Source organism: Clostridium sp. OS1-26 (genome assembly GCF_030915445.1).
Classification (GTDB): Bacteria; Bacillota; Clostridia; order Clostridiales; family Clostridiaceae; genus Clostridium_AM.
Window position 1 is genome coordinate 1,568,778 of record NZ_CP133264.1, and the last position, 20,014, is coordinate 1,588,791.

Consider the following 20,014-nt stretch of genomic DNA (forward strand, 5'->3'; position numbering starts at 1 on the left):
GAGGTAGGAAAATGAAATCAGAAAGAACAATATTTGCTGTAGACTCACATACAATGGGAGAACCAACAAGAATAGTAGTAGGAGGGGTTCCTAATATACCAGGAAAAACAATGCCTGAAAAGAAAGCATATCTTGAAGAGCATCTTGACTGGGTAAGAACAGCTATAATGCTAGAGCCAAGAGGACACAATGATATGTTTGGTTCAATAGTAACTCAGCCAACAACAGAAGAAGCTGATTTAGGAATAATATTCATGGACGGCGGCGGATATTTAAATATGTGCGGACATGGATCAATAGGAGCAGCAACAGTAGCAGTAGAAACAGGAATGGTTCCAGCAGTTGAGCCAGTTACAAACTTAACTTTAGAAGCACCAGCAGGATTAGTTAAGGCAAGCGTTAAAGTAGAAAATGGAAAAGCTAAAGAAGTATCAATAGTTAACGTACCAGCATTCCTTTATAAGAGAGATGTAGAAGTAGATGTACCAGGAATAGGTAAAGTAGTAATGGATATATCCTTTGGAGGAAGCTTCTTTGCTATAGTTAAAGCAGAAAACCTAGGATTAGAAATAAGCCCAGCAAGTGCACAGAAGTTAATAGAAGTAGGAATGAATGTAATAAAAGCTGTAAATGAGCAAATAGAAATACAACATCCAACGCTTCCACATATAAAAACTGTTGATCTTTGCGAAATATATGGACCTGCTAAGAGTGCAGATGCAACAATGCAAAATGCAGTTGTGTTTGGCCAAGGACAGCTTGATAGATCACCATGTGGAACAGGAACAAGCGCTAAAATGGCAACATTATATGCAAAAGGTCAATTAAAAATGAAGGAAGACTTCATATACGAGAGCATAATTCAAACTAAGTTCAAAGGAAGAGTATTAGAAGAAACTAAGGTTGGAGACTATGATGCGATAATTCCAGAAGTAACTGGAGCAGCGTATATAACAGGACACAACCAATTCTTTATAGATCCTGAAGACCCTGTTAAACATGGATTTATATTAAAATAATATCAAAAAAATTTCTAATTAAGTAATATTTTGTATCAAAATAAAATAAATTAGTATTACAAAAATAATTATAAAATATGGAGGGGACTTATGATGGTTAAAGTAGTATCTGGATTACTTCTGGCTTTGACAGTTTATTTTGCAATAGTTTTCTTTAAAGATTATGCTAAAGCATCGAAAGAGGGAAACCTCGAAAAGACAAATTTTCTTGCGCTTGGAGCAGTAGGATTTTTAACAAACTTTTTAGATACCCTTGGTATTGGTAGCTTTGCCCCTACTACAGCGTTACTTAAGTTCTTTAAGCTTAGCAAAGATAGAACAATACCAGGTACTCTTAATGTAGCGTGTACAATACCTGTTGTTGTTGAGGCGCTAATATTCATAACTGTTATAAAAGTTGAAGTAGTAACTTTGTTTGCAATGTTAATTTCAGCTACTGTAGGAGCATTTATAGGTGCCGGTATTGTTTCAAAACTTGATGAGAAAAAAGTACAAGTTGGAATGGGAATAGCGTTACTAATAGTAGCGTTGACAATGCTTGCAAGTCAATTGAAATTAATGCCTGTAGGCGGAGAAGCTATAGGACTTACAGGAGCAAAACTTATAATAGCAGTAATAGTTAACTTCATATTAGGAGCACTTATGACACTAGGAATAGGTCTTTATGCTCCATGTATGGCACTAGTATTTGCACTTGGAATGAGTCCTAAAGTAGCATTCCCAATAATGATGGGATCTTGTGCATTCTTAATGCCAGTTGCATCAGCTAAATTTGTTAAAGAAGGAGCATATGATAGAAAGGCTTCTATGGCTATAACTATATTTGGAGCTATAGGTGTTCTTATAGCTGCATATATTGTAAAATCACTTCCTTTAAAGATATTAACATGGTTAGTTATAGTAGTTATTATTTACACTTCTATAATGATGTTTAGATCGGCAACAAAGAAAAAAGATGTAGATGTTTCGGTTTAATTAAAAATCTTATGGCTGTATGTGGTTTAAATACCATGTACAGCCATTATTTTTTTACATAAATTTTATGTGATAAAACAAAATATAAATGAATGCTTAATAGTGTCAGTTTTTTGACTATAAAGATGACAAAATATACTGATTTTTTTAGAGAATAAGCAAAACTTAGCATAAAGTGACGACTTTTTGGATATTATGTGTCAAAAAAGCTACACAAATTATATATTGCTTACATCTATAAAAAATCCATATAGCTCACAAAGCATTGTATTAGCATATTTTATAGCTATTTAAGAGAAACTAATTTTATTGGCATAAAAGTTGCTTATAAAAATTATGTAAAAAAAAGTAGGAGGGATCATATGGCAACTTTATATAAGTTTCCCCTTAAGATGCACATTGGTGCGCCTGATGCGTCTGTTGTTAAGGTAGGTCAGGAAGTTAAAAGGGGAGAGTGCATTGCGGAACCAACAGGTTTAGGTGCAAAAATTCATACGAGTGTATCAGGAAAAGTAACAGATATAACTGATGCTGAAATCGTTATCGAGGCTTATGATACTCAGTCAGAGGACTATGTAAAAATTAAAGAGTGTGACAGTATAATTGATAGCATATATGAGGCTGGCATAATTGGTGCTGGTGGAGCAGGATTTCCAACTCATGTTAAAATAAAAGCTAATATTCCAGATGGATATATTATTGCAAATTGTGTTGAGTGTGAACCTGTACTTAGACATAACATAGAATTGCTAGAAAAGAATCCAGGAATAGTTATTAGAGGCATAGAGTATGCAATGAAAGCAACAGGAGCTCCTAAAGGCTATATAGGAATAAAAGCTAAAAACAAAAAGGCAGTAGCTTCTCTTAAGGATGCATTAAAAGGAAGAACTGATATAGAGGTTAGTGAGTTAAAAAACCTTTATCCAATGGGAGAAGAAAGAGCATTAATAAATGGTATATTTGGAAAATGGCTTGAACCAAATCAGCTTCCACTAGAAGCAAAATGTGTTGTAATGAATGGCGAAACTCTTGCTAACATTACTAGGGCTGTTGAAGATAGAAAGCCAGTTATAGATAAAGATATAACTGTAGCAGGAAAGCTTAAGAGTGGAAAAGACTCTCACGTATTTTTCCAAGTTCCAGTTGGAACATCTATAAAAAGCTTAGTAGAAAAAGCTGGTGGTATTAAAGGTGAATATGGTGAACTTGTAGTAGGTGGACCATACACTGGAAAAGCTGAAGAACTAGAAAAAGCCATAGTTACAAAGACTTCAGGTGGAGCTATTGTAACTATACCTCTTCCAGAGTATAAAGGAAAGATGGGACTTTTAGTATGTGCTTGTGGAGCAAATGAAGCAAGATTAAGAGACATAGCTAACAAGATGGGATCAGATGTAGTCTCGGTTGTAAATTGTAAAAACATAGTGGAAAACAAAGGTGTAGCAAAATGTAAGACACCTGGAGAATGACCAGGCCAAACAGCTGCAGTTTTGCAGCTAAAGAAAGAAGGAGCAGAAAGAGTATTAATATCTAACTGTAGTGACTGCTCAAATACCGTTATGAACTGTGCACCAAAAGCTGGTCTGCCTGTATATCATCATACAGACCACATATTTAGGACAGTTGATCATACATTAACAAGAAGACTAGATGAAGAATAAAGGAGGTAACCCAATATGTCAATGAGCGCTGAACATGCAATGGAGCTTAAAAACGAGTTAGCTGTTGTATGTTGTAGAACTGAAGAAGGAACAGTAATATCAGCAGACAATTTAGAGGATCCAGGAATATTCCCAGATATGGTGGATTCAGGACTTTTAACTATACCAGATAACTGCTTAAAGATAGGTGAGGTTTTAGGAGCAAAATTACTTAAAACAATAGACTCACTTACACCTATAACTCCAGAACTTGTAGAAGGAGCTAGTGTAATGGCTTCCGAAGAAAAAACAGAAGCAGCAGCTGAAGAGCTAACTGAAGGAAGCGAAAAGGCAGTTTTAAAATACAATAAAAAAGCAGGAGACACTATTAGTGTTGAAGATTTAGAAAATCCAATGAACTTTGAAAAACTTGAGGATTCATTATTACTAACATTACATGATGCAGTTTTAACAAGAGAAGAAGTTATTGGAGCAACATTAAGAGTAGATGCACCAGCATTAACTCCTGTAACACCTGATATGTTAGAAGGATATGAGGAGGAAATAACAATGGCAGAAGCACCAAAAGCAACAACAAGTGTATCCGGCGGCATTCTTAGAATTAAGATAGCTGAAGGAAAAGGTATTGATATCGAAGTACCTTTAAATATTGGAGGAACAACTCCAGCAGCACCAGCTGTACCACAAGCTCCATTAGCAGTAAAGGCTCAAAAAGCTGTTGCTACAGCAGAGGTTCCAGCAGCTAAAGAAGTTAAGCTTGAAGAGAAAGTTTTAAGAAGTCTTACAAGAAAATACTTCAAAATTGACAAAGTAGAATTTGGACCAGAAACAAAAATCGAAGGCACAACTCTTTATATAAGAGAAAATGTTTCCGATGATGCTGTTAAAGTAAGTAATTTAGTTAAGTCTATAAAGGTTGATATCATAACTCCAGATAAGTACAACACATATAGTGAGACAATAATGGACGTTCAACCAATAGCTACTAAAGAAGCAGACAGCAAAATAGGTGTAGGAAACACTAGAGTAATTGATGGTGTTATAGTAGTAGTTACAGGTACTGATGAAAATGGAGTTCAAATAGGTGAATTTGGTTCATCAGAAGGTATTTTAGAAGAAAACATCCAATTTGGTAGACCAGGAGCTCCAGACAAGGGAGAAATATTCATAAAGACTGAAGTTATAATTGCGGCTGGAACAAACATGGAAAGACCAGGTCCACTTGCTGCTCATACTGCAACTGACTTTATTACTCAAGAAATCAGAGAGGCATTAAAGAAATTAGATGATTCTTTAGTAGCAAGAACAGAAGTATTTGAGCAAAAGAGAAGACCAGGAAAGAAAAAAGTTGTAGTTGTTAAGGAAATAATGGGTCAAGGTGCTATGCACGATAACTTAATACTACCAGTTGAACCAGTTGGAGTACTTGGTGGAAAACCAAACGTTGACTTAGGAAACGTTCCAGTAGTTTTATCACCACTTGAAGTATTAGATGGAGGTATCCACGCATTAACTTGTATAGGACCTGCATCAAAAGAGTGTTCAAGACACTACTGGAGAGAGCCACTAGTAATAGAAGCTATGAATGATCCAGAAGTAGACCTTTGCGGAGTTATATTTGTAGGAAGCCCTCAAATAAACAGCGAAAAGTTCTATGTATCAGAAAGACTAGGTATGACTGTAGAAGCTATGGACGTTGATGGAGCAGTTGTTACAACAGAAGGATTCGGAAACAACCACATTGACTTTGCAAGCCATATTGAGCAAATCGGTATGAGAGGAATACCTTGCGTAGGTATGTCATTCTGTGCAGTTCAAGGAGCTCTAGTTGTTGGTAACCCATACATGAAATATATGGTTGATAACAACAAGTCAGAAGCTGGTATAGAAAACGAAGTTCTATCATGTAACACTTTATGTCCAGAAGATGCTGTAAGAGCATTAGGAATGTTAAAGACAGCTATGGCTGGAGAAGAAGTTAAGGCTTCAGAAAGAAAATGGAACCCAAATGTTAAGGAAAGCAATCTTGAGTCAATAGAAAAAACTGCTGGAAAATCAATTAATAGAGTTGAAAACGAAACGGTTGTTCCTATGAGCCAAAAGAGATTAGAAAAATACTCAACAAAGTAGGCGTTTTATATGGATTTAAAATACGGTGATAAGATTATCGAAATGCAAGGCGTAATTGTTGAAATACAAGATGGCGCTGTAGCATTAGATCTTAAAGGAAGATTAGGTTACTTAAAAGTACCTATGAGGATGCTTATAACTGACTATCCGTTAAAGGTAGGTCAGGAAGTTGGCTTCAAAATGAGCTTCTTAGAGGTTCTTTCAGAAGAGGCCAATGAAAAATATGTTAGTAATATTGATATAAGAAATAGAAAGGAAGGAAAAATATAATGGATTTAACAGTTGTTAAAGGATTACAATCAGAAATATTTGTTCCTATAACTCCACCACCAGTTTGGACTCCTGTGACAAAAGAACTTAAAGACATGAAAGTAGCTTTAGCTACAGCAGCAGGAGTACACTTAAAGTCAGATAAGAGATTTAACTTAGCAGGAGACTTTACTTACAGAACAATACCAGGAGATGCTCCATCAGGCGAACTTATGGTATCACACGGTGGATACGATAACGGAGACGTTAATAAAGATGTTAACTGCATGTTCCCAATAGATAGATTAAGAGAACTTGCAGCAGAAGGATTTATAAAAGAAGTTGCTCCAACTCATGTAGGATTCATGGGCGGCGGCGGAAACCAAGAAAAATTCAAAAACGAAACTGGTCCAGCTATCGCTAAGATACTAAAAGACGAAGGGGTCGATGCAGTTGTATTAACTGCTGGATGAGGAACTTGCCACCGCTCTGCAGTATTGGTGCAGAGAGCAATCGAAGAGGCAGGTATACCTACTATAGTTATAGCAGCGTTACCTCCAGTAGTTAAACAAACAGGTACTCCAAGAGCAGTTGCTCCAAGAGTTCCAATGGGTGCTAATGCAGGAGCTCCAAATGATCCTGCTATGCAAACAGCAATAGTAAAAGAAACATTAGAAGAATTAATTAAAATACCAACAGCAGGAACAATAGTTCCACTTCCATACGAATATATAGCAAAAGTTTAATTAGTGCATGCTTTTTCGGGATATAAGAAAAAGTTACTATGCAATATAAGTATAATTACAAGTCCCCATACGTGGGGCTTGTAATTATATAAAGTATATTTAAATTAAAGATGTGGTGATATGTGTGGAAAAAGAAATAGAGATGAGAAGACTTACAATAAAGACTTTTCATATAAAAAGGGTTGAACTTTCCGAAAAAACATATATTGAAAATGGCATCTTATATCTAAGAAAAGATATAAGAGATAATGCCTCAGTAGATGAAAAGCTTATTAAAGATATAAATATAAGCATAGTTAATCCAGACGACCATAATATATTTGTTAACTCAATAATGGATTTTTCACCAGTAGCTACAAAAGTTCTTGGGAGAATGGGTGAAGGTATTACTCATGTTTTAACAGGAGTGATGATAATGTTAACAGGAGTTGATGAAGATGGAGTTCAAGTTGCAGAATTTGGTTCATCAGAAGGTATATTAAAAGATCAGGTTGTATTTGGAAGGGCAGGTACCCCTGATAAAAATGATATTATAATTCATGTAGATATTACATTACACTCAGGCAAAGGAACAAGTAGACCGGGACCTATGGCTGCTCATGAAGCTTGTGACAAAATAATACAAGAAATAAGATTTTATTTAAAGAAAATGAATGGAAGACTATGCAGCGAAAGGTACGAATATTTTGACAAAATAAAACCTGGCAAAAAGAAAGTCGTTATTTTGAAGCAAGTAGCGGGACAAGGAGCTATGTATGATACAGGGCTTCTGGGAAAAGAGCCAGGTGGTTTCTTAGGATGCAGGTCAATAATTGATATGGGCAATATGCCTATATTATTAAGTCCTAATGAGTATAGAGATGGTGCATTGAGAGCTATGCACTAATCTGTTAATCAGAGGTGATGGATATGGGTATTGGACCATCTACGAAGGAAACTACTTCGCATCATTTTAGAGATCCTCTACTTAATGTAGTGTCCAATGATGGAGATGTAGACCTTCTTGGAATCATAGTGGCAGGAACGCCGCAGGAAAATGAAGATAAGGTTTTTGTTGCTCAGAGGGCAGCTGCCTGGATAGAAGGAATGAGAGCTGATGGGGCTATTGTATCTATAGATGGTTGGGGTAATAGTAATATTGATTTTGCTACAGCGTTAGAGGAAATAGGCAAAAGAGATATTCCTGTTGTTGGAATGAGCTTTGTTGGTACACAAGCTCAATTTGTAGTTACGAATCAGTATATGGATACTATAGTAGACTTCAATAAGTCAACAGAAGGAATCGAAACTGAAGTTGTGGGAGAAAACAATGTAGTGGAGCTAGATGCTAAAAAAGCATTGGCGTTTTTAAAACTGAAAATGAGAAATAAAGAGAAATAGGGAGGCAGGAAAATGAAATCAGAAAGAACAATATTTGCTGTAGACTCACATACAATGGGAGAACCAACAAGAATAGTAGTAGGAGGAGTTCCTAACATACCAGGAAAAACAATGCCTGAAAAGAAAGCATATCTTGAAGAGCATCTTGACTGGGTAAGAACAGCTATAATGCTAGAGCCAAGAGGACACAATGATATGTTTGGTTCAATAGTAACTCAGCCAACAACAGAAGAAGCTGATTTAGGAATAATATTCATGGACGGCGGCGGATATTTAAATATGTGCGGACATGGATCAATAGGAGCAGCAACAGTAGCAGTAGAAACAGGAATGGTTCCAGCAGTTGAGCCAGTTACAAACTTAACTTTAGAAGCACCAGCAGGATTAGTTAAGGCAAGCGTTAAAGTAGAAAATGGAAAAGCTAAAGAAGTATCAATAGTTAACGTACCAGCATTCCTTTATAAGAGAGATGTAGAAGTAGATGTACCAGGAATAGGTAAAGTAGTAATGGATATATCCTTTGGAGGAAGCTTCTTTGCTATAGTTAAAGCAGAAAACCTAGGATTAGAAATAAGCCCAGCAAGTGCACAGAAGTTAATAGAAGTAGGAATGAATGTAATAAAAGCTGTAAATGAGCAAATAGAAATACAACATCCAACGCTTCCACATATAAAAACTGTTGATCTTTGCGAAATATATGGACCTGCTAAGAGTGCAGATGCAACAATGCAAAATGCAGTTGTGTTTGGCCAAGGACAGCTTGATAGATCACCATGTGGAACAGGAACAAGCGCTAAAATGGCAACATTATATGCAAAAGGTCAATTAAAAATGAAGGAAGACTTCATATACGAGAGCATAATTCAAACTAAGTTCAAAGGAAGAGTATTAGAAGAAACTAAGGTTGGAGACTATGATGCGATAATTCCAGAAGTAACTGGAGCAGCGTATATAACAGGACACAACCAATTCTTTATAGATCCTGAAGACCCTGTTAAATATGGATTTATATTAAAGTAAGAAAATTATAAAAATTATGTAGAATGATGTTGATTAAATATAATTGACTATGATATATTATTTACAATAAGCAATTATACAATAAAAAATATAGTATAATAAAGGGAGGCTATGTAATGGTAAAAATAGTTTTCGGCATATTGCTGCTTTTAGTAGCATACTTTGCATTTTTGTTTTTTACAGATTATGCGAAAGCATCAAAAGAAGGAAAACTTGAAAAATCAAACTTTTTAGCTCTAGGAGTTGTAGGATTCATTACAAACTTTTTTGACACTTTAGGTATAGGAAGCTTTGCGCCAACTACTGCATTATTGAAGAACTTTAAACTTTCAGAAGATAGAACATTACCAGGTACACTTAATGTTGCTTGTACAATACCAGTTGCAATTGAAGCGCTTATATTTATTACAGTTATAAAAGTTGATCCAGTAACATTATTTTCAATGTTAGCTGCTGCAACTATAGGTGCTATAGTAGGAGCTGGAATTGTTTCAAAACTTCCTGAAAAAGTTATACAGCTTGGAATGGGTGTAGCATTAATAATAGTTGCATTTGTAATGCTTGCAGGACAACTTCATTTAATGCCAGCTGGTGGAGAGGCTATAGGACTTACAGGTGGAAAACTTATAGTAGCAATAATAGGTAACTTTATATTAGGAGCACTTATGACACTAGGAATAGGACTTTATGCTCCATGTATGGCACTAGTATTTGCACTTGGAATGAGCCCTAAGGTAGCATTTCCAATAATGATGGGATCATGTGCATTCTTAATGCCAGCAGCATCAGCTAAGTTTGTTAAAGAAGGCGCGTATGATAGAAAGGCTTCTATGGCTATAACTATATTTGGTACTATAGGCGTTTTTATAGCTGCTTATATAGTTAAAGAACTACCACTTAAAATATTAACATGGTTAGTAATAGTAGTTATCTTCTACACAGCGGCTATGATGTTTAGATCAGCATCTAAGGCAAAGGCTGCTAGCAGAGCGTAAAATTTTACCCAAAAAGTTAAAATATTAACGATATAAAAAGTAAACTCCAGGTTTTTAAAAAATCTGGAGTTTACTTTTTTATGCATTATATTTTATGTATTAAGAATATAGTAAGTTTACTCTATAATATATAATTCATCTTTTCACAATTATATTGAAAGTTACATATTATAGAGTAAAGCAATATTTAGGGGTGAGGCTTATTGTTATATGCACTGATTCTTGCGGGTGGTAAAGGAACAAGACTATATCCTCTCTCAAGGGCTAAAAATCCAAAACAATTTTTAAAAATTATAAATAATAAAAGTTTTTTAAGAAATACAGTAGATAGAATAAAACCACTAGTAAGCAAAGAAAATATTTATGTAGTAACTAATAAAGAATATATAGATAAAGTATATGCGGAGCTGCCTGAGATAGATAAAAAAAATATATTTGTAGAGCCAGAAAATAAAGAGACCTCTACATTCAATATATAGGTCATTATGTAAAATTTGATGATTTAAGATAAAAGAATAAAAGCGCTTTCCGTGGAAAAACTAACTTTAGAAAGGGGAGTTAAATATGACTGATAGAATACACCATAAAGCAAGCAATAGAGAAAATAAGAGAAATGACGTAAGTAGACCATCTGGGAATAAAAAGAATACTAAGAATCCACCTAAATTTGAAAATTTTAATGGAGAGCCAATTTACTAGACCATAAAAAACAAAGGAAGTGATAGCATGAAACAAGTGACACAAATAGAGCTTCAGCATGATTTTAAGAGAGAAAATAACAAACCAGGGTCTAGAGCTCAATCTCCTTTTCAAAGTAAAGCCATAAGAGAGGCTAAGCAAATAGTTAAATCTGCTGATTAAAAAGAGCCTTTAGGGCTCTTTTTTATTATCTGAGAAGATTATATAATTAATATATAATTTTTAAGGCTATGAAATAGTACCAAATTATATATTTATGGCGGTGAATTGAATGAAAAAGCTTAATAGAGAATTTTATAGTAGAGATACAGAAACAGTTGCGAAAGAACTTTTAGGAAAAATATTAGTTCATGAAGTAGATGGTAAGAGGTTGGCTGGAAAGATAGTCGAAACTGAGGCATATTTAGGTATAAAAGACAAAGCAGCACACTCTTATGGAGGAAGAAGAACTCCAAGAGTGGAGGTTATGTATGGAGAGGCGGGATTTTCATATGTTTTTATAATATATGGAATGTATTACTGTTTTAATGTAGTTACTCAGAAGGAAGAGATACCTGAGGCAGTACTTATAAGAGCTTTAGAGCCTGTAGAAAGCTTAGATATAATAGCAACTAATAGGTTTAAGAAAGATTATAATGACTTAACTAAGACTCAAATTAAAAGTTTGACTAATGGCCCTGGGAAATTATGTGATGGACTAAAAATCAATAAGACCCTAAATGGTGAAGATCTATTGGATAATAAATTATACATAGAAGATAACGATGAAGAGTTTAATATTATAACCGATAAACGTATAGGAATAGATTATGCAGAAGAGGCAAAGGACTATTTATTAAGATTTTATATAGAAAACAACAAATATGTATCTGTAAAATAGTTTTTTAAGGGGAATAGAAGGTGAATTACATATATATTTTAAAGTGCAAAGATGGTAGTCTTTACACAGGATATACTAATAATCTAGAAAGAAGAATAAAAACTCACAATAATGGCAAAGGGGCAAAGTACACTAGATGTAGGCTTCCGGTAGAGCTAGTTTACTATGAATCTTATGAAACAAAGAGCGATGCTATGAAAAGAGAATATTGCATAAAGCAAATGAGTAGAGAAGTAAAAATGAAACTTATATCAAATAAATAAATCAAAAATGTTTAACCTCCAGCATATTATTAATTATGAACTAATGTGCTGGAGGATTTTATGTCTAAAAAGGAAAAAATAATAGTAACCAGGGTCTTTGGGAAAAAGGACTTAAATGAAATAATAAAAAAGATAATTAAAAGTAATCTAAGTGAAACTAAGATAGCTATCACAAATAAAGTATGGAGTGATAGATAAATGGGTATTTGGAATGTGGCTATCTATGCAAGAGTGAGTACGGACAAGTATGACCAGAAAGAATCTATACCAGCTCAGATTCAAGGCTTAAAAGAATGGATTCTAGAAAAAAGTAAAGAAGATAAAAACTCTATATATAATCTTGTGAATGTTTATGAAGATTGTGGATCTTCAGGATCCAATTTTGAGAGGGAAAGTTTTATCCAGATGAAAGAAGATATAGAGAATAAAAAAATAAACATGATACTTACAAGAGATCTCTCGAGATTTTCAAGAAACTATATAATGGCTGGATATTATTTAGAGGACTATTTTAAAGCCAAAGGTATTAGATTTGTTTCTGTACTTGATAACGTAGATACATTATATGAGTTTAATGATATAATTCCATTTAAAAATATTTTAAATGAGATGTATATAAAAGATTGTTCAAGAAGAACTAGAGATGGCCTTAGGCAGAGGATGATAAGAGGATCTAGTATTGCCAGTAAACCTCCTTATGGCTATAAGTTTGAAGAAAGTTTTGAAGAAAATATAAAAATTATAAAATTAATACCTGCAGAGAATGAAGCTACTAAAATAGTGATAAAAATATATGATCTGTATTTAAAAGGATGGGGATTTAAAAAGATTGCAGACTATTTAAACTCAATTGGAGTAAGGCCGCCATCGTGGCATGTGAAAAATTTCGGAAAATCCAAGTTCTTTAAATGGAATAGCAATTCTATAAGGTATATTTTAACAAACCCTAAATATTCGGGACGAATGATTCAAGGGAGATGGAGAAAAGTAAGTTATAAGTTAAAAACAGTGAAAGCTTTACCAAAAGATCAATGGATATATGGCGGGGAATTTAAAGGAATAATACCTAAGGAAACTTTTGATGAAGTTCAGGAACTTATAAAAAAGAGACAGAGGACATTAAGATATAAAAACGACGAAGTACATTTATTTTCAGGAGTACTTAAGTGTGGTGACTGCGGTGGAGGCATGTGCTATAGAAAGAAATATAACGGATACAAGTGTACAAATAGTCAAACTGGTAAAAAAAGGTGTACTGCTCATTCCGTAAAAGAAGAATATATAAAGCAAATTATTATAAATGATTTGATAAATTACACAAAAGATTTAAATAAGGAAATATTCTATAAAGAACTAAAAGAACTTATTAGAAGTACTAATCATACTGAAGAACTCAAAAGAATAAATGATAAGCTTAAAGAAATAGATACAAATATTAAGCGAATATATGAAGATAGGTTAAAAAGCATAATAAATGAAAAAAACTTTAAAATGATTTTAAAAGAAATCCAAGATAAACAAAATCGATTAGAAAAAGAGCAAGAACAAATAGAAAGCGAGATAAATAGTAATAGAGATTGTGTAGCTAGTTTAATATGTAGTAAGATTGACCATATATTAAGCTTTAATGAACTTAAAAGAAATGATATAGAGGAGTTAGTAGAAAAAATAATTGTTTTTGAAGATAAAAATGTAAAAGAAAAACATATACAAGTTTTTTATAAATTTAATGCCTAATAAACTATATGACCTATAATGAGATTCAAGGGACCGCCACCTGTATAGGGCTCTCTGCGGTAAAACTATTAAAAAAGGACAGCGATGCTACTATGATAATTTTACCGTCAGATCATTATATAGAAAATGAAAAATTATTTATAGATACTCTATCACAAGCTAAAGAGATTGCAGAAAAACGAAGAGGTCTTGTAACTATAGGTATAACGCCTACAAGGCCTGAAACTGGATATGGTTATATAGAGATGGGTGAAAGAATAGGTGGTGACATTGCAAGCTTTAAGGTTGAGAGATTTCTAGAAAAACCTAACATTGAGGTTGCTAAAGATCTTTTGCTTAAAGGCACTTATCTTTGGAATAGTGGAATGTTTGTATGGAGAGCAGATGTTTACTTAAGAGAAATGCAAAAGTATTTACCTAAAATGCATAAAAGCATGATGTCTATATATCAGAGCTTAGGAACAGAGAAAGAGGAAGAAAATATAAAAGAACAATATGAGATTATAGATGGAATTTCCGTAGATTTCGGAATCATGCAAAAAACTAGAAAAGCCTATGTAATAAAAAGTGAATTCTTATGGGATGACATAGGAACATTTGCTGCATTAGGGAGGTTCTTAAAAAATTATAAAGGAAACAATGTAACAGAAAATACTTTCTTAGAAGCAAGTGAAAATTGTATTGTATTTGGAAGTGATAGACTTATTATAGTTTTTGGAGTAAAAGATTTAATTGTAGTAGATTCTGAAGATGTGGTACTAGTTATGGATAAAAATAAGGATCAAGAAATAAAGTATCTTGTTAATCAATTAAAAAGTGAAGAAAATAAGGAAGAATTTTTATAGTAGAGTAAGCTGTCAACAATGGGTTGGCAGCTTTTGTTAAACACCATATAAGCCAGCATTATAATTTTTAAGAAAAGGAGGAAAGAAATTATTTTAATAAGAGTTCGCTAAATACTTAAAAGGAGTTAGGAGTTATGAAATTTTATAAAAATACCGCTTATATTTTTATAATTGGTTCAGGTGATGAACAAACTCCACATCTTGCTTTAGGGGCAGCATATGACCCTAGGGATAAGACTATAGCTTTTTGGTTTAAGGGCAGAAGTAGAAGTTTCAATGTAGATAAGGTAGTAAAAGATGAGGAAAGCTTATTTGAGTTTATTGATGCAAATTTATTAAGAGTCTCATTCCATCCAGTAGCATTAGAGGATTTAAAAAAATATAGACATAATTTATTTAACAATGCGCCTACGTTTAAAACAGCTGAGGGATTACAGAATTGGCTAATGAGTAGTAGTTATTAAAAATTATGCAAACTTATATATAGAGCTGCGGACAATATGTCTGCAGCTTTTATTAAATATTTCCTATATAATTTATTATAATTTAAAAATGTAAGAAGGAAAATTAAACTTTTTGTAGAATATTACAATAATAATCAGAAAGGGGTGAATGTTATGAAATTTTACAAAAATACAGCTTATATTTTTACTGTTGGATTGGATGATAATCAAATTGCCAATGTTGCATTAGGAGTTTCGTATTATCCTAAAGATAAAACTATAGCTTTTTGGCAAAAAGATTGTAGTAAAATTTTCCACTTAGACAAACTTGTCAAAGATGAAGAGAGTAGATTTGAGTTTATAGATACAAATGGTTTAAGAGTTTCATTTCACCCAGTAACACTAGAGGATTTTGAAAAATATAGAGATAAATTATTTTATGGTGTACCTATATTTAAAACAACTGAAGGTCTCCAAAATTGGTTAATGAAAAATAATCATTAAAGCTTAGATAAGATATTTACAATATAAAGAGGCCCTAGGAGCAGCATTAAAGCTCCTAGGGCCTAAAATTATTTTAAAATTAAATAAGATGTAGTAAAAATAAATTTTATACTTTTGAATTAAATATTATAGTAACATATGGTAGAATATTAAATAAGGTTTGAGAAGAAAGGAAGAATTGTATGACAAAAGAGTTAAAAGCAGACTTAAGCCTGTTATTAGTTACAGTTGTATGGGGAGCGAGCTTTCCGGTAATAAGTTTAATTCTTAAATATATTCATCCATATTCATTTATAGCAATTAGATATTTTCTATCTGGAGCAATACTTGCAATAATATTTCATAAAAGGTTTAAGCGTATTAATAAAAAGACAATTAACTCAGCAGTAATTATTGGTATAGCATTGTTTTTAGGGTCCGTTTTTCAAGTTGTAGGATTAGTATATACCACTCCAAGTAAATCGGGATTTATTACAGGTCTTTATGTTGTGGTTGTACCTATAATAATGGCTGTTATGTATAAGGTTATACCAGATGCTAAGACTACACTGGGTATAACATTTGCTTTAATTGGTCTTGGTGTTATATCTATAGATAGTACATTGAAGATAAATCCAGGAGACTTTCTTACATTACTGTGTGCAATAGCCTTTGCATTTCAAATAATATTGGTAGATAAATATATTAAAGATGTAGATATAATACTTGTAACTTGTATAGAAACACTTGTAGCAGGTATTTTAGGATTTATTCCAGCAGTTATTGTCGAAAATTTAAGTTTTACAATAAACCTTACCTTTATGATTTGTATGATTTTCATGGTATTGTTTTGTACTATAGGAGCCTATATGATACAAAATAAGATGCAGCCATATACAAACCCGACTCATGCAGCAATAATATTTTTAGGAGAGCCGGTTTTTGGGGCTATATTTTCTATGATCTTTGGCGACAAACTTACTGGTAAGACTTTAGCTGGATGCGCATTGATTTTATTGGGAATGATTATAATTAATATAAAGAACAATAATTCAAGTGAGATAATAGAAAACTAAAATAACATATAGGAGATAAATAAACATGAAAATACTTTATTATGATTGCTTTTCAGGTATAAGTGGAGATATGAATTTAGGGGCTTTAATTGATCTAGGGATAGATAAGAATTACTTAATAGAGGAGCTTTCCAAGCTAAAAATTGATGGATATAAAATATTAGTAGAAAAGACAGTTAAAAATGGAATTAGTGGTACAAAAGTAGATGTTATTTTAGATCACCATCACCATGATGAACATGGTTACCACCATCATCATGAACATGATCATAGAAATTTAAAAGATATAGAAAATATAATAAACTCAAGTGATTTAGACAGCAATATAAAAGAGGTAAGCCTGAGTATCTTTAAAAAGGTTGCTGAGGCAGAAGCAAAAGTGCATAACAAAAGTATAGAAGAAGTGCACTTTCATGAAGTGGGAGCAGTGGATTCTATAGTGGATATTGTAGGTGCAGCTATCTGCTTTGCTTATCTAAAAGTTGATAAGGTTATAAGTTCTACTGTAGAAGCTGGCAGTGGTTTTGTAAAGTGTGCCCATGGTATGCTGCCGATTCCAGCACCAGCTACTGTAGAAATACTAAAAAATATACCGCTAAAATCTAATATACCTTTTGAAGCTACTACCCCAACCGGAGCTGCTATTATAGCTTATTTGACTGATGAATTTAGAGATAATAAGAATTTCAAAATAAACAAAATAGGTTATGGTATAGGAAATAAAGATAATAAGGATATTCCAAATGTTTTAAGAGTATTCTTAGCAGAGGAATTAGATCAAAAAACTAACAAGTCAAATGAAGAATTTTTACAAGGTGAGGCAGAAGTTTTAGAATGTAATATAGATGATATGAATCCAGAAATGTATGAATATGTTATGGAATTGCTTTTTAAAGAAGGAGCTTTAGATGTTTATCTGACTCCAATAATTATGAAAAAAGGAAGACCGGGAATTAAATTAAGCGTAATATATAGCAAGGAACAAGAAAAAGAAATTGAGAAGATAGTATTAACTGAAACTACTACTTTAGGGTTTAGAAAATATAAGGTCCGAAGAAATATGCTAAGGAGAGAATTCAATAAAGTTGAAACTAAATATGGAGAGTTTACTATAAAAAATTCTTACTATGGTGAAAAACGAGTAAAATACAAGGCTGAATACGATGAATGTAAAAAGGCTGCACTAGAGAATGATGTTAGTATAAACGAAATTTACAGAGAGATAAATCAAAAAATCTAGCAGCATTGATACCCGAAAGAAGGATGATAGTATGAATATTAATGAAACTAGAGAGCTATTAGAAAATGTAAAGAATGGATCGTTAACTATAGATAAAGCCTTAGAAGATTTAAAGGACTTACCATTTAAAGACCTAGGATATGCAAAAGTTGATAATCATAGAGAGTTAAGAGTTGGATATCCTGAAGTTATATATTGCGAAGGAAAAAACCCAGAACAAATAAGAGGAATAGTGGAAATTATGCTGGCTAGAGGAAGCGATATATTGGGAACTAGAGCATCAGAAGAGGCTTATAAATTAGTTAAAGAAATCTGTCCCAAAGCTGAATATAGCAAAATGGCAAGAACTATAACTATAAAAAACAAAGAGCCAGAAATAACAAATACATATATTTCTATAGTTACTGCAGGAACATCAGATATACCAGTAGCAGAAGAAGCAGCAGTAACAGCTGAGATCTTTGGGAATAAGGTAGAAAGAATATACGATGTAGGAGTTGCTGGAATACATAGATTATTTGATAAAATCGACTTAATAAGAGGTGCAAAGATTATTATTGTGGCAGCAGGTATGGAAGGCGCATTGGCTAGCGTTATTGGAGGATTAGTTGATAAGCCAGTAATAGCAGTACCTACAAGTGTGGGTTATGGTGCTAATTTCGGGGGACTTTCAGCCTTACTATGTATGCTTAATAGTTGTGCAAGCGGTATTAGTGTAGTAAACATAGATAACGGATTTGGAGCTGGTTACCTCGCTAGTATGATAAATAAGTTATAAGGCACATTCAAATAAATATGATAGGAGTGTAGTTCCTATGAGTAAAAATGCTAAAAAGTTTTTATTATTTATTTTAATCAATATGCTGATTTTAACAGTTTCTTGTAGTAAAAATAATAATGTAACAAAACAAGAAGATACATTAAAAGGTGAAATTAAAGTAGTAACAGAAGAGAAATATGCAGAGCAATTGAAAACTGTAGCAGATAAATTTAAAAAAATTCACCCAAGGGTAAACATAGAAATAAAAATTGACAATAATATAAAAAACAAAGTTATAGATAAATCAAATAATCAAGAAAATACTATAGATATAATAAATATAGAAGACCAAAGTGCTCAATACTTTATAGATAAATCATCAGAATTCGCCTTAGATGTAACAGAGGCAGTTAGTTCATATAAGGATAAAATATCAAAAAATAAATTAGATAATTTAACTGTGAAAAATAAGATATATGGAATGCCTTGGAATACTTCACCAAAGGTGATTTTGTATAGAAGCGATGTATTTTCAAAGGAAAAAATAAATATTGATGATATAAAAACTTGGCATGATTACGCTGTTGTAGGTAAAAATATTAGCAAAGATACAGGAAAGAAGTTCTTAGTTAATGTTCAAGATGAAAACAATAATTTTAATATAGTTCTAGCTAATCAGTTAGGTACATCGTATTTTAATAAGGATGGTAAATTAGACTTTAATTCCAAGGAGTGGCTAAAGGTTATAGAAACAGCTAAGCTACTGTATTCACAAGAGCTAATGTCTGATATAACTTCCAAAAACGAATTTATTAGTCTTGCAAAAAAGGGTTCAGTAATTTCAATTATAGCAGATCCTTTATATATAAATGAACTTATGAAGAACATACCAGAGGATAAAGGGAAATGGAGCGTAATGAAATTACCTGCTTTTGAAGCCGGAGGAAATAGAGATTCATCAGTAGGTGGGGCTAATTTAATAATAAATAAGAATTCAAGCAATATAGCTCCAGCAAAAGGATTTGTTGAATTTATAGCTACTGATGAGATTACGCAGATGGATTTGCTCAATAATTACGGAAATTTCCCTGCTAATACATATATATATACTCTTATAAACTTTAATAATATAGTAGATTATTTTCATGCAAAAGTATGGAATGTATTTGCCAGTGCAGAAAAAAGGTCAGCTACAATTAATTACACTAAATATTTTCCAATTGTAAATGATGCTGTAAGAAATACTTTGACACAATCTAACATAAAAGAAAAGGATGCTAAACTAATATTAGATTCTCTTGAAAAAGATTGCGAGAGTAGAATTTTACAGAAATAATTTTTTTATAAAACGTTTACAAAGATTAAATTATGATATATAATATCTTTAGTAAAGGGGTTAATCATAGGGAATTT

At 32.7% G+C, this 20,014-nt stretch carries 22 protein-coding genes and 2 pseudogenes; all 24 read left to right on the top strand.

The annotated features are described in order from the left end of the window. Positions 1–11: 11 nt before the first annotated feature. The 24 genes and pseudogenes from RCG18_RS07865 (at position 12) to RCG18_RS07980 (ending at position 19,937) form a co-directional block, all read left to right on the top strand. A complete protein-coding gene (locus RCG18_RS07865; RefSeq protein ID WP_308040756.1) occupies positions 12–1,019 on the top strand; it encodes a proline racemase in 1,008 nt (335 codons plus the stop codon). A gap of 90 nt (positions 1,020–1,109) precedes the next feature. Continuing rightward, positions 1,110–1,994, top strand: a complete 885-nt coding sequence (locus RCG18_RS07870; protein WP_308040757.1) for a sulfite exporter TauE/SafE family protein — start codon at positions 1,110–1,112, stop codon at positions 1,992–1,994. A gap of 362 nt (positions 1,995–2,356) precedes the next feature. Further along, positions 2,357–3,655 (top strand): proline reductase-associated electron transfer protein PrdC, encoded by a 1,299-nt coding sequence (gene prdC / locus RCG18_RS07875; RefSeq protein WP_308040758.1) that lies wholly within the window; start codon positions 2,357–2,359, stop codon positions 3,653–3,655. A 15-nt stretch (positions 3,656–3,670) separates the two neighbouring features. Then, positions 3,671–5,785 carry a D-proline reductase (dithiol) proprotein PrdA gene (prdA, locus tag RCG18_RS07880; protein WP_308040759.1) on the top strand — a complete coding sequence of 705 codons (2,115 nt, stop codon included), beginning with the start codon at positions 3,671–3,673 and terminating at the stop codon, positions 5,783–5,785. A 9-nt stretch (positions 5,786–5,794) separates the two neighbouring features. Further along, positions 5,795–6,055: a CBO2463/CBO2479 domain-containing protein gene (locus RCG18_RS07885; protein WP_308040760.1), complete on the top strand. Its 261-nt coding sequence runs from the start codon at positions 5,795–5,797 to the stop codon at positions 6,053–6,055. Beyond that, positions 6,055–6,780, top strand: coding sequence for a D-proline reductase (dithiol) protein PrdB (gene prdB / locus RCG18_RS07890; RefSeq protein ID WP_308040761.1), 726 nt, complete (start codon positions 6,055–6,057; stop codon positions 6,778–6,780). Before RCG18_RS07885 ends, prdB begins: the two co-directional genes overlap by 1 nt. 124 nt (positions 6,781–6,904) lie before the next feature. Further along, the gene (gene prdD / locus RCG18_RS07895) at positions 6,905–7,666 is read left to right on the top strand and encodes a proline reductase cluster protein PrdD (RefSeq protein ID WP_308040762.1); all 762 of its coding nucleotides are present in this window, start codon (positions 6,905–6,907) and stop codon (positions 7,664–7,666) included. 23 nt (positions 7,667–7,689) lie between these two features. Continuing rightward, positions 7,690–8,160, top strand: a complete 471-nt coding sequence (locus RCG18_RS07900; RefSeq protein WP_308041981.1) for a glycine/sarcosine/betaine reductase component B subunit — start codon at positions 7,690–7,692, stop codon at positions 8,158–8,160. 12 nt (positions 8,161–8,172) lie between these two features. Then, complete coding sequence (locus RCG18_RS07905; RefSeq protein WP_308040763.1) at positions 8,173–9,180, top strand: proline racemase; 1,008 nt, start codon at positions 8,173–8,175, stop codon at positions 9,178–9,180. A 116-nt stretch (positions 9,181–9,296) separates the two neighbouring features. Next, the gene (locus tag RCG18_RS07910; protein WP_308040764.1) at positions 9,297–10,175 is read left to right on the top strand and encodes an anion permease; all 879 of its coding nucleotides are present in this window, start codon (positions 9,297–9,299) and stop codon (positions 10,173–10,175) included. A 203-nt stretch (positions 10,176–10,378) separates the two neighbouring features. After that, positions 10,379–10,642 (top strand): annotated as a pseudogene (locus RCG18_RS07915) (sugar phosphate nucleotidyltransferase); the annotation flags it as partial. Between the two features lie 97 nt (positions 10,643–10,739). Then, positions 10,740–10,874, top strand: coding sequence for a hypothetical protein (locus tag RCG18_RS07920; RefSeq protein ID WP_308040765.1), 135 nt, complete (start codon positions 10,740–10,742; stop codon positions 10,872–10,874). Positions 10,875–10,901: 27 nt separating this feature from the next. Next, the gene (locus RCG18_RS07925) at positions 10,902–11,036 is read left to right on the top strand and encodes a hypothetical protein (RefSeq protein WP_308040766.1); all 135 of its coding nucleotides are present in this window, start codon (positions 10,902–10,904) and stop codon (positions 11,034–11,036) included. A 109-nt stretch (positions 11,037–11,145) separates the two neighbouring features. Continuing rightward, entirely contained in the window at positions 11,146–11,754 is a 609-nt protein-coding gene (locus RCG18_RS07930) for a DNA-3-methyladenine glycosylase (RefSeq protein ID WP_308040767.1), read from the top strand. A 20-nt stretch (positions 11,755–11,774) separates the two neighbouring features. Beyond that, entirely contained in the window at positions 11,775–12,017 is a 243-nt protein-coding gene (locus RCG18_RS07935; RefSeq protein WP_308040768.1) for a GIY-YIG nuclease family protein, read from the top strand. Between the two features lie 60 nt (positions 12,018–12,077). Continuing rightward, positions 12,078–12,215, top strand: a complete 138-nt coding sequence (locus RCG18_RS07940; protein ID WP_308040769.1) for a hypothetical protein — start codon at positions 12,078–12,080, stop codon at positions 12,213–12,215. Then, positions 12,216–13,754 carry a recombinase family protein gene (locus RCG18_RS07945; RefSeq protein ID WP_308040770.1) on the top strand — a complete coding sequence of 513 codons (1,539 nt, stop codon included), beginning with the start codon at positions 12,216–12,218 and terminating at the stop codon, positions 13,752–13,754. Positions 13,755–13,756: 2 nt separating this feature from the next. Next, positions 13,757–14,599: pseudogene (locus RCG18_RS07950) on the top strand (mannose-1-phosphate guanylyltransferase); the annotation flags it as partial. 134 nt (positions 14,600–14,733) lie between these two features. Beyond that, complete coding sequence (locus RCG18_RS07955) at positions 14,734–15,063, top strand: hypothetical protein (RefSeq protein WP_308040772.1); 330 nt, start codon at positions 14,734–14,736, stop codon at positions 15,061–15,063. A gap of 153 nt (positions 15,064–15,216) precedes the next feature. Next, positions 15,217–15,546 (top strand): hypothetical protein, encoded by a 330-nt coding sequence (locus RCG18_RS07960; RefSeq protein WP_308040773.1) that lies wholly within the window; start codon positions 15,217–15,219, stop codon positions 15,544–15,546. 182 nt (positions 15,547–15,728) lie between these two features. Then, the gene (locus RCG18_RS07965) at positions 15,729–16,601 is read left to right on the top strand and encodes a DMT family transporter (RefSeq protein ID WP_308040774.1); all 873 of its coding nucleotides are present in this window, start codon (positions 15,729–15,731) and stop codon (positions 16,599–16,601) included. Between the two features lie 25 nt (positions 16,602–16,626). Further along, complete coding sequence (gene larC, locus RCG18_RS07970) at positions 16,627–17,841, top strand: nickel pincer cofactor biosynthesis protein LarC (protein ID WP_308040775.1); 1,215 nt, start codon at positions 16,627–16,629, stop codon at positions 17,839–17,841. A gap of 31 nt (positions 17,842–17,872) precedes the next feature. Beyond that, positions 17,873–18,619, top strand: a complete 747-nt coding sequence (gene larB / locus RCG18_RS07975; RefSeq protein ID WP_308040777.1) for a nickel pincer cofactor biosynthesis protein LarB — start codon at positions 17,873–17,875, stop codon at positions 18,617–18,619. 37 nt (positions 18,620–18,656) lie between these two features. Further along, positions 18,657–19,937 (top strand): ABC transporter substrate-binding protein, encoded by a 1,281-nt coding sequence (locus RCG18_RS07980; RefSeq protein WP_308040778.1) that lies wholly within the window; start codon positions 18,657–18,659, stop codon positions 19,935–19,937. The last annotated feature ends 77 nt before the right edge of the window (positions 19,938–20,014 follow it).